Origin of the sequence: Blastopirellula marina (genome assembly GCF_002967765.1) — a bacterium.
In the GTDB taxonomy this organism is placed as follows: domain Bacteria; phylum Planctomycetota; class Planctomycetia; order Pirellulales; family Pirellulaceae; genus Bremerella; species Bremerella marina_A.
This window is the reverse complement of the sequence record NZ_PUHY01000010.1, coordinates 215986-231832: the sequence shown is the minus strand read 5'-3', so window position 1 is coordinate 231832 and position 15847 is coordinate 215986. Positions and strand designations below refer to the sequence as shown.

The 15847-nt window shown below is 55.2% G+C and carries 11 protein-coding genes; 1 reads left to right on the top strand and 10 read right to left on the bottom strand.

Annotated features, from left to right (window positions below; genetic code table 11):
- Positions 1-61 precede the first annotated feature (61 nt).
- The 9 genes from C5Y83_RS11960 to C5Y83_RS11920 form a co-directional block, all read right to left on the bottom strand.
- The gene (locus C5Y83_RS11960; protein WP_105329973.1) at positions 62-451 is read right to left on the bottom strand and encodes a hypothetical protein; all 390 of its coding nucleotides are present in this window, start codon (positions 449-451) and stop codon (positions 62-64) included.
- Positions 452-520: 69 nt separating this feature from the next.
- On the bottom strand, positions 521-1039 hold the full coding sequence (locus tag C5Y83_RS11955; RefSeq protein ID WP_105329972.1) for a hypothetical protein: 519 nt from the start codon (positions 1037-1039) through the stop codon (positions 521-523).
- Positions 1040-1046: 7 nt separating this feature from the next.
- A complete protein-coding gene (locus C5Y83_RS11950; RefSeq protein ID WP_105329971.1) occupies positions 1047-2492 on the bottom strand; it encodes a sulfatase in 1446 nt (481 codons plus the stop codon).
- A 101-nt stretch (positions 2493-2593) separates the two neighbouring features.
- Positions 2594-6652, bottom strand: a complete 4059-nt coding sequence (locus tag C5Y83_RS11945) for a M56 family metallopeptidase (protein ID WP_105329970.1) — start codon at positions 6650-6652, stop codon at positions 2594-2596.
- Entirely contained in the window at positions 6649-7044 is a 396-nt protein-coding gene (locus tag C5Y83_RS11940) for a BlaI/MecI/CopY family transcriptional regulator (RefSeq protein WP_105329969.1), read from the bottom strand. Before C5Y83_RS11940 ends, C5Y83_RS11945 begins: the two co-directional genes overlap by 4 nt.
- 226 nt (positions 7045-7270) lie before the next feature.
- Complete coding sequence (locus C5Y83_RS11935; protein ID WP_105329968.1) at positions 7271-8374, bottom strand: DUF3524 domain-containing protein; 1104 nt, start codon at positions 8372-8374, stop codon at positions 7271-7273.
- A 5-nt stretch (positions 8375-8379) separates the two neighbouring features.
- The gene (locus C5Y83_RS11930; RefSeq protein WP_146117753.1) at positions 8380-9354 is read right to left on the bottom strand and encodes a CPBP family intramembrane glutamic endopeptidase; all 975 of its coding nucleotides are present in this window, start codon (positions 9352-9354) and stop codon (positions 8380-8382) included.
- Between the two features lie 161 nt (positions 9355-9515).
- On the bottom strand, positions 9516-10892 hold the full coding sequence (locus tag C5Y83_RS11925; RefSeq protein ID WP_105329966.1) for a PAS domain-containing methyl-accepting chemotaxis protein: 1377 nt from the start codon (positions 10890-10892) through the stop codon (positions 9516-9518).
- Positions 10893-11080: 188 nt separating this feature from the next.
- Positions 11081-13462, bottom strand: coding sequence for a right-handed parallel beta-helix repeat-containing protein (locus C5Y83_RS11920; protein WP_146117752.1), 2382 nt, complete (start codon positions 13460-13462; stop codon positions 11081-11083).
- A gap of 286 nt (positions 13463-13748) precedes the next feature.
- Here C5Y83_RS11920 and C5Y83_RS11915 point away from each other — a divergent pair, with 286 nt between their 5' ends.
- Positions 13749-14126: a hypothetical protein gene (locus tag C5Y83_RS11915; RefSeq protein ID WP_105329964.1), complete on the top strand. Its 378-nt coding sequence runs from the start codon at positions 13749-13751 to the stop codon at positions 14124-14126.
- Positions 14127-14128: 2 nt separating this feature from the next.
- On the opposite strand, the gene C5Y83_RS11910 is transcribed toward C5Y83_RS11915, so the two are convergent.
- The gene (locus C5Y83_RS11910) at positions 14129-15781 is read right to left on the bottom strand and encodes a hypothetical protein (RefSeq protein ID WP_146117751.1); all 1653 of its coding nucleotides are present in this window, start codon (positions 15779-15781) and stop codon (positions 14129-14131) included.
- Between the last annotated feature and the right edge of the window lie 66 nt (positions 15782-15847).

The window sequence follows — 15847 nt, the reverse complement described above, 5'->3', positions numbered from 1 at the left end:
TCAGAAAAACATGAGTGTCGCCGCGTTCGCTGCCCGGTAGTATTTTCGTAACGTCTCGAAGTTAAAGGGGAAGCTCACGCAGGCGATATGCTTCCGGAAAGTTGCGTCCTTCAAAGAAGCAGGTAAACAATTCGATCGCTTCCCAGTGGGTCAGGACCTCTCGCTTTTCGACGCTGACTCCCCCGTCGCTCATACGGATCTTGGTGGGAGTGGTGTCTCCTTCGCGATGTCCGATCACGCAGTGGAAATAACTGCCGTCGGCAAGGTAATGCCGCATCTCCACCGTGCAGGCTTGCTTCTCGCCACCACACTGAATGGTATCCTTTCCGTCCCGTTCCAAAATATAGAACGAGTTGGTATCGGGGTTCAAATAGTTGAACGCCTGAGGAAAAGAGTATTCCGGAGGGAGCGGAATATCGGGTTTCCATTCGCTGGAGAATCGAAACTGCATGTTAGGTGCCGTGAAGTGATTAGGTCAAGGAACGCTCTCGGAATCGTCGTTCGCGTGGGCTTGCTTTGCTCAGAAGATCCATTCGTGCAGCACGATTACTTCGCCGGTGGCTGGGTCTTCAGCGATCAGGTACAAGTCAGCACCCTCCATGAAGGTCGTCCCATAACCAGGCGTCGCGTACCAAACGCACTGCCCCCAACGAGGTTGACCCCAAGCGGATGGTGCCGATTCCATTAACCTGCCCGCCATGGGATGTTGATGATCGGCAGGTTCAAAGGGATTCTGTTTAAGCAATCGGTCGTAAAGGGGCGAGTCGGCACGCAGAAGCCAGATCGATCGGTGATCGACCCACGCTTCTAATTCATAAGGTTCAATGTCCTGCCGAAGGTTCGCGTCCTCGCCAATCAACCGCTTCAGTGCCAGTGGCCATGCGTCGAAATTCTCGTAAGGCCCTTCCTGCTTTTCCTCACGCAGCCTACTAAGCAGATAAACGCACGAGCCCAGGGGCAGCCCGCACAGCAAGGTGACCAACATCAAGCCACGAATCGTAAATCGGAAACGCGAGAATCGTGCGTTGGCTTGCTCCATCGCTGCTTTAAACCCGCCCTGGCGGTCGGTTTTCTTTTCCTTTGATATTGCGATGAGAATCGCCGAGCTTTTCGCGGATACCATCGGCTAGCTTTTCGAGACGCTGGACGACGTCAGGGTGTTCGTCGACCAGGTTCTTCGATTCGCCAGGGTCTGATTCCAGGTCGAACAAGGCCAGCGGGGTCTTGGCTTGTTCGTAGTTCGTGGGGATGCCGCCAGTTCCGCCAGGGCGTCCATTGAGCGTGCGATATTCGTGCGGGAAGACCAGCTTCCACCTGCCACTGCGGACCGCTTTCAGCCCGCTGCCGTAATAAAAGTAGTACGCTTCGTGCGGCGACTTGGCACCGGGCTGGCCCGCCATCAGCGGCCAAATGTTCTTGCCATCGATCGGCTTCTCGGGAAGTTTCGCGCCGATCAATTCGGCAATCGTTGGAAAGATATCGATCGTCATCGCCGGCGTGTGACAAACGGTGCCAGCGGGGATTTTGCCGGGCCACTTCATGATGGTTGGCTCGCGGCAGCCCCCATCCCACATGGTCCCCTTCCCTTCACGCAGCGGGCCTGCACTTCCGGCGTGATCGCCGTACGAAAGCCACGGTCCGTTGTCGGAAGTGAAGATCACCAGCGTGTTGTCGTCGAGCTTGTTGCGGTGAAGCGCGTCGATGATCTGCCCGACCGACCAGTCGACCTCCATCACCACGTCACCAAACAGTCCAGCACCCGATTTGCCTTTGAATTTGTCGGAAACGTAAAGCGGCACATGGACCATGCTGTGGGGTACATACAGGAAGAACGGGTTGTCCTTGTTTTTGTCGATGAAGGCAACCGCCTTTTCGGTGTACTGCGTGGTCAGTTGCTCTTGGGCTTTTTCATCGACCTGGGCGTTGACCACTTCGTTCTTGTCGTACAGCGGCAAATGCGGCCAACGCTTCACGCGTTCTTCCATCGAAAGATGACGCACGCCAGGATGGTAGGGCCACATGTCGTTCGAGTAAGGCAGGCCAAAATAATCGTCGAAACCATTTTGCAGTGGTAGAAACGGTTGGCGATCTCCCAAGTGCCACTTCCCGTAGCACGCGGTGGCGTAGCCCTTCTGCTTGCACAGTTCGGCCATGGTCATCTCGTCCGGGTTGATCCCGATTTTAGCATTCGGGCCAAGGGCTCCTTGGATGCCGACTCGTACGTTGTAGCAGCCCGTCATGAGGCCCGCTCGCGATGCCGAACAAACGGCCTGCGGAACGTAGAAGTCGGTAAACGTCCGTCCTTCGGCTGCCATCTTGTCGAGATTCGGCGTTTTGTACGCCTTCGCTCCGAATGGCCCAATGTCGGCGTACCCCATGTCGTCGATGAAAATCATGACCACATTCGGTGGACGCTCGGCGGCATGTGCCGAGGGAATTGCGTAGGCGAAGCCAAGCAGAGCGGCGAGAAGGAGTAGAAGCTTATGCGGCATGGTGGAAGGTCTCGACTGGGAGGGAACGATCGACAAGCTTAGAATCCGCATGATAACCGCTGGAGATAGGCACGGCAAACCGCGGAGTCGCCGCGTCACCGTCACTCCTTCGCTTGCTTCAGCACCATATTCAGCTCGCGTGGATTGTTCGGATAGATCACCAGCTCAGGTGTCATCACCCCTTGCAGCGTGTCGTCGACTTTGGCTCCTACGGCGACGAACGGTTCCGATTTTCGATCGGTCATCATGTACGGAAGATAGCCCTTGTCGGCGTCCAGTTTCCAGCCAGGCTTCTCGGCGGTGAAGTGGGCCGCTTGAACGCCAACGCCAAGCGGGGCATGCTCTTTATCGACCTTCATGTGCATTCCGGGACCGAAGTAGAGGTGGTACTTGCCCTCCGAATCGGTTGTCGTGTGGCCACCTCCCCGGAGCGTGCCCACGCCGGTCGCGGCACGTACGGTAACTTCGGAAAGTGGGTTGCCTGAAGGATCGGTGACGCGACCGAAAATCGAGAACGGAAACCGTTGATCAATTTCGGCTTGATCCAGCGTTCGCGGAGCAACTGCCAAGTCGAAGCGATTATCACCTGGAATCACGTCGATGGGATGAAACCTCTCCAGCGGTTCGTACTGCACAAACGGATTGACGCTAGCCTGCTTCCCCAACACCTGCACGGTGAATGTGCCTGACTTGAGATGAGCGAAATGAACTCTTCCGTCTTCGTCGGTCCGCTCGAAAAAGTTACCACTTCCATGACCATGCACGATCGGCATGCCGCTGCCATCGCGAAGGCGAATTGCCATGCGGGAAATCGGTCGATTGGTCTCCTGATCGCGCAGCTGCAACGTTAAGTTCGCATCGCCTGGAAGCATCGCAATGAATGTGGTAATTGCCGCTTCACCATCGTAATTGATCGGCTCGCTAACACCGTACGGTGTTGGATCAGGCGTCTTCTCCTGACGTCGGTAGGTACAAGCCGTTACACGATAGCGACCTGGCTTTAACGTGTCGAAATGGAACGATTCTCCGTCCCATCCATGTCGACCGTCGTTTGGATGGGCGTTCCGAACACGCACCCAGCGGGCATTGTTGATCTCGTCTTGCCAAATCACGGGGTCGTAATAGCCGAAGCCTCCCGGACCGTTGACTGTGTTCACAGGATCAGGTTCGCCTGATTCCAACGCTCGCCACAAGGTGAGATACGCCCGCGAAACCGGTTTGCCATTGGCATCACGTGGCCGAACCACCAGGGCTGGCTCTTGCGACTTACTCTTTGATGTTGATGAATCAGTCTGACGTGTCGTCGCCTTCGGAGGAGCCTCTGCTTTTTCGTTCGGCGTTTCATCGGCCGCCACAATCTTTCGCGGATCGCCAGGAAACGGACCGTAGAAAGTCATCGTGCTCGAGCCAAGTGGATCGCGCTGAATGTAGTACGCATCCTTACTCGGAACGTAATAGATGGTTGTATCGAGTTGATTCGCCTGACGCGGCAACGCAACGACTTCCGCTCGTATCTCGTACGACTTGGAACCGGCGGGAACTGCCTCGAACAGATCGGGGAGCTTGGCAGCGTCCGTCTGTCCCTTGTTTAGCTCGATGCCGGCTCGTTCGATCAGTTTGTCGGCGTTTACGAAGCCACCTGCGGCGAAGGCCTTAAGTTCGGCGAAAATCTTTCGATTGTTCTCAATCTCGTCGGGTGTACCGGCCCTGTTCGGATCGTGCTTCCAACGGTAATAGCAATCAGGTCCGTTCTTACAGTGATGGATCGCGAGGATGAGGAAGAAGTTGTAGGTGTTCTTCGTCGAAGGATCGTCGAAGTCGAGGCAGCCAATCAGTGCCGGGGCAGCTTCCTCGCCGCTGTACAATCGAATAAGCCGCATCGATTCATGAAACGTTTGATCGTTTATGTCGGTCGTTGCGCGAATCGTGGGAGTCAGCCAGGTAGGATCGAGCTTGTTCTCTGGCGTCATCTGCCGTAATCCATCCGCGGCCGCCACACGTAGCTGGCGATCCTCTTTGCTCAGCTGTTGTTTCAGCAGGGCCGCTTCTGACGTACCACCCAACTGGCCGAGCGAAATCGCCGCGGCACAGCGGACGGCAGACTCGGGATCGTTCAAGGCATTGGCCAAAGGCCCCAGCACTGATTTCGATTTGGTTTCCCCTAGGGCGCGCGCTGCCGAGGCCCGCAAGTCTGCGGAATCGCTGGTGAGTTGCTGGAGCAATGCGACCGTTGCTACATCGATCTTCTGGGCCGATCGCAGGGCATTGGCCGCGGCGCGTCTGACCGCGTGGTCGCCATCTTGTAAGCCGAGCAGTAGGGCATCGGTTGCCGCTTCGGTCGAGTATTTCGCCAAGCCTTCCAACGCTGGTATTTTGTTCAAGAAGTCACCCTGCTTTGCGGACTTGATCAGCGGCGCGATAACGGCTGGATCGTCGAGTGATGCTAGGGCGATCGTCGCATCACGGAGTTGGTCTTCTTTCCCTTGCGCGATCAACACGGCCAGCTTATCGATCGCTTGCTGCATCTTCGTGCGATCGTACGGCAGCACCTCCAAGGCAAACTCCGACTGGATCGCCAGCTTGCTAAATTGTGGCTGGCTGCCGTAGTTTTCTAACGTTCGTTGACACGTCACACGGTACTTGCCCGGTTGCTCGAAAGCCAACCAATGATTGAGAAACAAACGTTCCGTGTGCGTGTCGCCAGGTTCAAGGGTGATCTCGCGCGCGATCCCACCGAAGTTGTTGTAGCTGTATGGGTCTTTGACGGCTTGTCCTTTTTCATCGACGGCCGTGATATGAAAGTTGTTATGCCGAATCGATCCACGGTTATCCTCGCCGATGACAAACGAGTATGGCTGGTTGCCTCGATTGGTAACGGTAAACGTAAGAAACGTAGGTTGACCCAGCACAATCGACGCGTCGTCGGGCTGGAAACCAGCGGCGATGGTCAGCCCGTCCAGCGGATAATCTTTCACCAGCTTTACCTCTTGCTGATTCTCCTTCTCCGGTGGATCGGCGAGTGCGACATAGCTGGTGAGCATGGTGCCTGATAACAGAAGAACGACTAGCACGGCGGCCAGGCTGCTGGGACTTGGCGAACGACGATCGGCCACGCCCAAGATACGTCGAATACGCATCAGTGTCTGGGATGCGGAACTCCCCTGCACTGCCATCGCGAGGTTCGGTGCGTGGCGGCCTTGCTCGACGGCGGTTAATGCTTCGGCGTAATCAATGCGGCTGCCACACACTTCAATCGCCATGTCGTCACAGCAGTTCTCTCGTTCCAGCCGAATCCGCGACGACAACCACCACACGGCCGGATGATAGAAGAGCAGCGTTTCGATAGCCGTCTGCATCAAGTTCACCAGGTAATCGTGCCGCCGCACATGGGCCAGTTCGTGGGCCAGGATCGCCTCGACCTGCGGGATCGTTAAGCCACTTACGAGGCTTGGTGGTAGCAGAATGACCGGTTTCAACCAGCCGATCACCACCGGCGTTTCAACACGAGTCGAATGCCACAACGGAACCGGTCGTGTGATCTTCATTCGGCTGCGCAAACGCTCGGCGAGTTCGACGACATCAAGAGTCACTGGCGAAATGCCAACGCGTCGTAAACGCTGCACTCCCAGCCAGCCACCAGCCTGTCGCAACGAGAACAGGAGCACGCCGCTCAGCCAGCCTAGTGTGATCCATGGTAAGCAAGGGGTGAAAATCGCAGCATGCCATACGGGCTGCGATTTCGGTAGGGTGTCGGTGATCGGCGCGGTGGGAAGCGTGTTCGCAGCAACCGCATCGGCGAGCGGATTGATTTCAGTTGGACTAACCGCTTCCGCTCGAATTTCAGGCGGCAATTCAAGACCACCAGCTTGCGGTGTGACGGGAATCTCGTCTGAGGCGATTGCGACCTGGCCTTCTTTGGTTTGCTTGGTCACCTCGTTCACCGCGAGCGGTGACCAGAACGTGATCAAGCTGGCAACTAGCATCACTGACAGGCCAACACAGGCGAGAACGTAACGCGACTCCGCCGTGCGATTTCGTAGGAGGATCAAGCCTATCTGGACCACACCGGCAAGCAGCGTGAATTGCCACAGCGAATGTACCAAAGTCCAGCCGATTCGCTGGGCGATGTCGGTCGAAAACAGATCGAAGAGGATACTCATTTCTTCTTTCCCTGCTTCTTAGCCTCGTCGACAAGTCGTTGCATTTCGGTAAGTTCGTCCGGCGTTAGCCGTTTGGCCGAAAGCAGGCTCATCAACATGTTCTGGGTACTGCCGCCGAACGCCCGATCGACGATGTCTTCCAACAGGCTCAACTGGGTTTGATCTTTCGGCTCGGCCGCGGAATACTGCTGCGGGCGAGACGAATCATCACACACGATCAGCCCCTTGTCCCGCATCACCTGAACCATCTTGCGGGTCGTTGAATAGGCACGCTCGCCGTTGGCTGTAAGTTGCTGGTGGATCTCGCCCAGCGGACAGGGCCCATGCTCCCATAGCACGTTCAAGATCTCTAGCTCGACGGCAGTTGGTTGCACGGAAGGTCGACGCGGCATGGTGTATCTCGCTCGAAATCGTCATCAGGACACATCGCGGAAGTCGCTTCACGAAGCGCTGCCAACCACCGAAATGCCCGGCGTTATTAGTAAGACGAAGAAATTAGTCGTATGGTTTTCTCGATTATGACGAATTCTTTAGTCTCGTCAAGAAAGTTTCTGGTCGGGATCTCGCCGGGATACTGCCCGCGTGCCCCATAGACGAGAAAATGGTGCGCGCGTGCTGCTAATCGCAACGCTTGACCGAGATGAGTCGGTGATCGCAAAGTGGTGCCAGAGTCGCCCAGCGAAGGGCCGTCAACGCGTGGGCCGCGTCTCGACTTTGTTCGATCGCTTTTTCACAAAACGAGAGGTCATGGATCAGCTGGTGTAGGTGGTTCGAGAGCGACTCGACCGTGGTGTCGTACAGAAGGTGGGATCGATCGCCCACCAGTTCCGGGTAGGCCAACCGCCGCGGCAGTACCGGGACACAGCCTGAGAGAATGGCCTCGGCGGCGGAGATACCAAAGAACTCGTGCACGGCCGTCGAAACGAAGATGTCGGCGGATTGTAGTAAAGCCAGGTAATCGGCGTGACTCGGAAGAAAGCCCCACTGCTCGATCTCGTGGGCGAATTCCGTCCGCGCCTCTGTAAACACGGGCGGCACGTCGCGAAACGATTCCCCGACGACACTCAAACGAAAGACCTCCCCTCCCCTCTTGAGTCGACGTAGGGCTGCGAAAAAGTCATCGGGATTCTTATCGTGCTCCCACCGCGCCGCCCAGACGATGTGCGGCGATTGCGCGGTGAGCGTGCGACGTGGCGTCTCGATCTCCGGCAAGCCTGGCGGAACGACGCGAACCCGCGCGGCTGCTTCGTCCCACTGCGACTCCAGCGAGTAATCCGGGAACTTCCGCAAGAACGCCCGAGCCTGGGCGAGGAACTCGTCCCGATGGTAGGCCGAGTTAAACCAAGATTCTTCGGCGGCAACCATCGTTTGAATGTTATCGAACGCGTAATGAAAGTCACGCTCGGTTCGGTAAGCATCCGGATAGGTAAGTTGGTTTTCGTGAAAGTAAACAACCGCTGGCAAATTAGCGATGTGTTGCGGCGCAAGTCCTCGCAAAGTTGCCAGGTTCAGCATGTCGCTACAGAAAAGGAAATCGAATTCTTGCGGCGGCTGTGACTTTAACTGTTCGGCGAATGTCATTGGCGCATGCCGCATCCGCCACTTCCAGTGATGGGCCGGCAGCGTCAGCTTGGTCCATGTCAGCGAGCTAACACGGCTCCAGCCGTCGAGAAAAGCTTGGTGACTGCCGCCATAGTACGGTTCTAAGGCCAGGATGTGCATGCGAATTAAGCTTCAGGACTACGGACGGGAGGCCAAGGTTGGAAGTTGTCGGGGTCGAACACGTCCACGTGAATGTGATCTTTCTGTCTTTCTCGACGTTTGGCGGTTTCCGCAGTGCGGCACGACTTGATGAACTCGACGTACGACTGGGCATGATTCCGCAGGGCCAGCACCACGCTCGTATTGCAGAGAATATGAAAGACGATGGCTCCCAGTAGGCCTGACCCGAAGAGCAGCAGCCCATAGAGCAGAAGTACGGTGCAGAAGTAGAAAGCAACCACCGGAAGGATGCGCCCGACTCCTTGATACCAATGCAGCCACACGCAAACGACCAGGCCAAAGCCGACGCCTACCCAGGGGCTGCCAATCAGCTGACCGAGATAATAGACGAAGAAACCGCGACAGACGATCTCTTCAAAAACAGGCCCGAAAACTGCGGTTTGAAAAGCACTTAACGCCTGGGCCAGTCTGCCCCGTGGCAAGCTCGATCGTAAGTACATCGCGTTGTTGGTCGAGAGCGAATCCTCTTCATTTCGGGATAGTCGTTTCCGCAGTTGCTCGCTCGTAAAGGCAAAGACTGCGAAGCAGAGCATACCCAAGTAAACCGAGGAGGTCCACGGTAGCTGATTCGCAAATCCGATGGAGGCAAATGTCCATAATCGCCCATAGCTGACGGCAAGCACCAAGGTCAACGGAGCGTAGGTCAGCAGTTGATACACTTCGCTGTAAAGCGAGCCACGCGGATACCAAATTTGATCTGGCGTGTGGCGTTTGGCTGCGAAGTAATAAAAAGGAGAACGGATGAGGGCTGGGAGATGAAAGACGACCAACACCATCACCAGAATCAATTGATCTTCGCGCTGCGTGGCTGGGGAGTGGTGGATCAGTCGGAACAGCAAGACGATCAACGCCAGCAGCATCAGCAAGAATAGCAGTTGCCTTAGCAGTTCGGGAAAGAGGGGACAATATCGTTGACGCACTGGACGATCTCGGCAGAGCGTTGCCTGACTGGAAAGGTTTCCATGATCGTGGCAGAACGGACGTCCCGTTTCAAGCGAAAGACACGCAATAGAAAAGCCATGACCATCGTCGGATGGTCATGGCTTCCGTGATTTCGCCTACGTACTTGCTCTTCTGCGATTTACAGCTTTTGCAGTTCCACGCTCAATTTCACCAACTCATCGGCGGTCGTGCCCATGGTAGTGATAATCGCCGATTGTTCTTCAATCGCGGCGGCGACTTCGGTGGTGTTGCCGCTGACTTCCTGCACGCTCTTGGCGATTTCGTTGGTCGACCGAATGGCCCCATCGATGCTGGTGCGAATACGGTTGACCCGTTCCGAAATTGTTTGGGTTGCGGACTGCGTACTGGTGGCCAAGGTTTTGACTTCCGAGGCAACGACAGCGAATCCACGCCCCGCTTCCCCAGCCCTGGCCGCTTCAATGGTGGCGTTTAACGCCAATAAATTCGTTTGATCGGCCAAATCACAAATCAGAGTGACCACCTCTTCAATCTCAACACTTGAGTCTCCTAGGTTCGCGATCGTTTGGCGGGCAGTCCTCGATTGTTCTTCCGCGGTCATGGCGAGGTTTGCCGTTCGACCGATGCTCTCCGAGATTTCGGTGATCGCAGTTCCCATGTCTTGCACATTGGCAGCGACTGTCTGACCGACTTCGCCTAATGAACCGACCTGTCGCCGGATTTTCGTTTGTTCGGTAATAACCTGCCAGGTTGTCATCAACCCAATCTCCACACCTTCGCGATTGGTAATCGCCCGAACTTCAAGCGATAGGAGTTCGTCTCCCAACGAAATCGTCGATTTGATCGGGAAATTGGCCTTGTTGGCTAAGATGCGACGTTGGTGTTCCGGATTCTTATGGAACAGATCGATCGAACTGCCAAGGACTTGATCAACCGGAACCGGCAGGAGATGTGCGATCGCTCGTAGCGAGTTCAACGAAGCGGGATTCATATAGCGAATAACCAAGTCGTTGTCGGCCAGAATCAGATTTGTCGGTAGATTCTCGACCATGTTCATAAGCCGCGTGGCTTCCTCTTGGACGCGGACTTCTTCGGTTACATCCGTTGCAAACTTAATGACTTTATATGGTTTGCCATCGGGCCCGATTACCGGATTGTAGGTTGCCTGGATGAAGACCTCGCGGCCCCCCTTGCCGATCCGCTTGAAACGCTCGCTGTAAAATTGGCCTTGGTTCAGCCCCTTCCAAAAGTCTTGGTAATCACGAGTTTGGGCGAATTGAGGATCGACGAAAATGCGATGGTGCTTGCCCAAGACTTCCTCATGGGTGTATCCAAGCGTCGTCAAGAAATTGTCGTTCGCGTTGAGTATCGTACCGTCCATATCGAATTCGATGACCGCGTTAGAGCGATCAATCGCAGCTATCTTCGCCAACGCCTCGTCGAGTTGCTGCTGGAGTTGCAGGGTACGATCGATTTTCTTACGAGACCAAAACTGCGACCAGGAACCACGACGCGGTGTGGATTGAACGGTTGGCACGGAACTGACCTTGGTGATTTAAGGGCTACTTAGGCTGTTCCACAAGGGCACAACCAGACTCGGTATTCCTAAAATCGTAGGTTGCCCCAAACTTCTAAGAGATGCTTAAACCCGCAAAATATCGCTTTTTTTCTTGCCTCTCATTGGGGGGATAGGGGCCATCTTGGGGTTGTCCGCTGGTCGCAAATCTATTCCGGAATGGGCAAGCTGTTCGGGGCCACTCGTAGCGAGTTTGAGCCTGGGAAGTCGAAGATGGTTGTGCTGCCCGAAATCGTATTTTGCGAGGTGATGTCGGACACCGTCAAATTGCCAGGAACGGACTGACCATTGAACACTTCAAAGTAGGTCAAAGTGTTGTCATCGGTACGAAGGCTGGTGTTGCCGTCAATCGTGTTGTTTCGCACTCTCAAATTAACTGCCGAGGTTCCGTAGTTGTCCACAAACAAACCGTAGGTACCGTAGGTTCCGCTGATAACATTGTCTTGTACGTTGGCATTTAAGACTGTGTTGTAGCCGAGGGAGTACAATCGCACGCCAGTACTCAAACCACCAGCAAACGAACTGTTGAGGGTATTGTTCTTCAGAATTACGTTATCCGTTCCCCCACGGGACGAATAGACGTAGATGCCGTTACCGATTGCCACAGAAGAGGCGACACCAATCTTGTTGTCGGTGATGGTGGTGGTGGTATCGTCCGAGGTGTAATTCCGAACGTAGATGCCTGCATCCAATAGTTGAGCCGAAGCGAAGGTGTTAAAGGTATTGTTGTCGAAGGTCAGGTTCGAGGTACCCTCGCGGATATCTGCATAGATACCATAATCAAGGACCGAGATCGTAAGGCCGTTGGTAATCGTGTTGTCCGAAGCCGAACCGGTGATGCTATTACCGTTGGAAATCAGGTTGATCCCATATCCGCCTGCGGCGAGGAAGTTGCTGATTTGGTTGTTGTTGATCGCAAACTCCAAGTCAGATCCGGCCAGCGCCTCGATCTGAATCGCGTCGTTTCCACCGACGCTCAGATTACGCGAAATGGTGTTGTCGGCGATGGTAATCTTGGCGGTTCCCGCGGAAGCGATCGATATCGCGTCGCCACTACTGGCACTCGCCGAGGTGGTAATTGTGTTATCGCGGATCACGCCGTCACCACGCAGGTCGCTGACGAAAATACTGCTCGTGCTGTTAAGACCACTGTGTGCGAACGTGTTGTTGTTGATGTTGAATCCGTTGACCGTGCCGCCGCTGATTGCCGTATCGCCGGGATCGTCAAATCGGAAACCAGAGACTTCGTTCCCATTGGCCAGTTGTACGGTAACACCGCTCGAGTCGAGCACCGGTTTGCTACCAGCTTCGTAGCCGGGCAGATCGAACGTGCCTTGCGTGGCCGTGAACGTATGCTGCGTTGTCGAAGCTAACAACCGCTGGCGATCTTGCAGCACGATGCCGGAATCAAGATTGGTCGAAGTACCGCCGTTATTCGGATGAACGAACACGATATCATCGGCTTGCGATCCACCTTGAGCAAGGGCCAGGCTGCTGTACGGATTCTCGACGGTACCATCACCGCCGGCCGCGGCGTTGGGATCGACATGGACCACCCGCTGGGCGGCGCTGGTGGTGGTGTTGATCGCCAAGGTGCTTTCCGTTTTGGTAAAGCGATTGACGGTGACCACTTCCTTACGAATCAGCGGTTCGTCCATCCGTGTCAGCATGTCGTCGTAACGTGGCGTGCGACGGGCACGCGTTCCAGGCCAGAACAACGAGACACCAAACACCACGTTCGTATCGAAGACCTGGTCGTTCGTGACCGTCAAATAAAGCCGCATTTGATCGCTGAGGTGGCTTTCGAGGCGTGTCTTCCAACCCCAAGCTTGAGGTTGGGCACCGGCCTGGTAGTTATACGCCCCGAAGTAGGCCCGCAGGTAGTCGCCGAAGTGTGGCACCGCGCCCCCTAGTTCCGCATCGAAGCCTCGCATCGCGGTTTCCGAGAGGAACGACTCGGAGAGTTGGATGTTGTTGCCGACGTAGCTGGGGTTAAAGAAGCTGCTGCTGCCGATCTGCATCGAACGGTCATCGGTGGGTAGATAAGCGTTCGCCCGGAAATCGATACGTCCTAGCGATTCAAAGCCGGTGGCAATCTGGCTGACCGTTTGATTGCCCGTATCGCGATTGTCGTAACCGACGTAGCCGCCGAATGTGCGATCGAGTTCTTCGAAGTAGAAACGCTGCCCAATGACGGCATTCATACCGACCTTCGAGTCGTTCGCCAGCAGCACGGCCGAATCGAAGAAGGTCAGGCTTTGCGAATCAGCCGACTCATAAAGCGGCACCCAGGCTCGCAGATCGGAAAACGAATAGTCGTAGCCAGCACCCTCGGTGCGATGTTGGAACGAAACCCGCGGCAAATAGTTTCCCCACAGACCTTCGGAAAGACCGACCGTAATTGGGGCAGCGCCCGAGACCACTCCCGGAGCGGTTGGGTCTACTGTCTGGGCGATCGCCGGTGAGGCGACCAAAAGCCACACGAACGCCAAGGCAAAGATTCGCCGCCACAATCGATCTAGATCCGCCAAGATAGCCAAGTCCCATGGGCAGAAGTTTGCCATGAACGTAGGGCGAACTAATGCCAGTTGCAAAATTGTCTTTTCGCCTTATCGAACCTTTCCTGTAGAGGGGGGCATTCAATTTTCGGCGTGTCTTAAAGTGGGTGTAACTTGCACATCTTAACGGGGAAACAGCCACAGTTCGCGCCACGTGCTGGCAGCGTGGGTGATAGCATTGACAGCTGTTCCGTAGCAAGACGGCTCAACGGTTAGAATGGGGGCGAGTCATGCCTGCCGCGCTTAACAAGGCCCATCAATGTCCGAGATTATCTTCAACGAGAATGAAGCTGATATTCTGTACTGCTTCCCGCAGCCGCCGGCCGATTTGGCGACGATCGTTCGCTGCTACACCTTCCTCCATCGCACTGCACCTCCTAGTTACGACCTGTTCGCCGGCTGCCTGACCAAGGGCCTGCAAACGGGCATCGTCATCACCAGCGGCGAGCTCTGGTCTTTGGAAGAAGCGACGTACCAGAGAGTCCACGCAGCCGACGAAAGCAGCCCCAACGAGATCGAATCGATGATCGTCTTTGTCGACTGGTTTACTCAAGAGAAGCAGACCGTCGTCTGTGATGCGGTCTTTCCGTTGTCCGCATCGCAGTACGCGAGCATCGTCCGCGACGCTGCCTACTGAAACTACTCGTCCGCAACAAACTGAAACGGGCTGACCACTTCGATCGGCATGTCGCTGGTGTAGGTCCGGCCGCTGAGGTTATCGGTGAAGGTCGAACGCAGAAGGAACTTGCCAGGACGGTTGAGCGAGATCTGCATGCCGAGTGGAAGCTGCTCGTTCAATTTTTCGGCAACGCTCAGGGCTCGCTTGTGTTCTAAGACTAATTCCGTACCGGCAATCGGCTGGCCATCTTCGGTAAAGGCTTTCACGCTGTGCGTGATGTCGATTGCGTAGTCTTTGACCGTGAACTTGGTGATGTCGCAGTTGAGGTAATAGGGCTGACCAGCGGTGAGGAACTGGCCGGCAGGAACTTTATCGTGAGTGTCACGGGAAACACGGAGGTTGAGTGCGGCGAGCTCTTTCATTGGCAAGAAGCGTATCGGAGCAGAAAGAACGGTCTTTGCCCCCGTTGTTGTTTCGTGCAGTTCAATTTGCACTTTCCGCACCGGCTCGACCGGCCCTCGATCCGGATTCACCGCAAAATTTATAGCCTTAATGAAATAGCGTTCGTGGAATCCGCACCGAATTTCCACTTCTCCCAAAGAAAAATCGCTAACAACTTGGTTATTCTGATCCAAAAAGTAGGCGTGAATTTTCTGGTTTGTGACTCCACCCCGTGTTTTGTCAATAAAACCAAGCGTCACCCAAATATCTTCACCCATTAAATAATCCGAGTCGTGTTCGTTTCCATACTTTCCATGGGTGAGAGCTAGGAACGGTTTCAAATCTCCATTACTTTCCACAGACGGCATGGGGGTTTTGCCGACATAAACTGGCAGCGTCGTCGAAGCTTCAGTACCAGATAATAGGTCAGCAATATCTAGGGACAATCTGCAATTGCCAGGTCTGGTAAACTGCTCGAACGTAGGCAACCAAATCCATTCTGGAAGCTCGCTCGCGGGAGGTATCTTGAACGAATAACTCCCCTTACCCCCTTCTGCTTTCACAGGCTGATTATTTCGCCGAACGAGTTTCATCTGCGCCTGAATGCTGAAACTTCGATCGACGAATGAGAAGTGGCCGAATCGTTGTCGGAGCCAAAAGAATCTTCCTGGCTGCATCACCGGAGCCGCAGGGTACTTGCACTCACGATCCAGAAACCAGGCAAATTCGCAGCAATGAAGTATAGGATTGGTCTCCCAACGGAAGTCAGTCTGCACTTCCCATTTTCGCCCCGCCGGCATCTGTTGAATTGTGGAGACCAGCGTGTAATTGCCCGGTGCGATTCCTTTCTTGTCGCTGTCGATTATCAGCGTCGTCTCGATCGAATCGCCGCCGAGAACCTGCGAGTAATACTCCGGCTCTTTCTCCACCCGTAAGACTTCCTCGCCATTCGCATCGAGAACCATCCCTGTAACTTGGATTTGCCCTGTGTACGGCCGCTCATCACCCAGGCCTGTGATCCGTAGCGTGGCGAATACTTTTTCGCCTGTGTAGAAGACGTTATCCCGCGGCAGGCCGGACTCGCCATAGGTTAAGACGAGTTCGAGCTTGCCAAGTTCCTCAGCGAAGGAAGGTGTGCCGAAAAATGCGAACGACAACAGCGTCAGAAGGGAGAGAGTGGCAAAGTGATAGGCTGGCATGGCACACGCAGGTCGACAGAGGCGAAGTGGCAAGACGTATCGCGAAGGAAGCGAATCTTCCCTGAACGAGGTGCCTCGATCAAGGCCAAACGGGTGGCC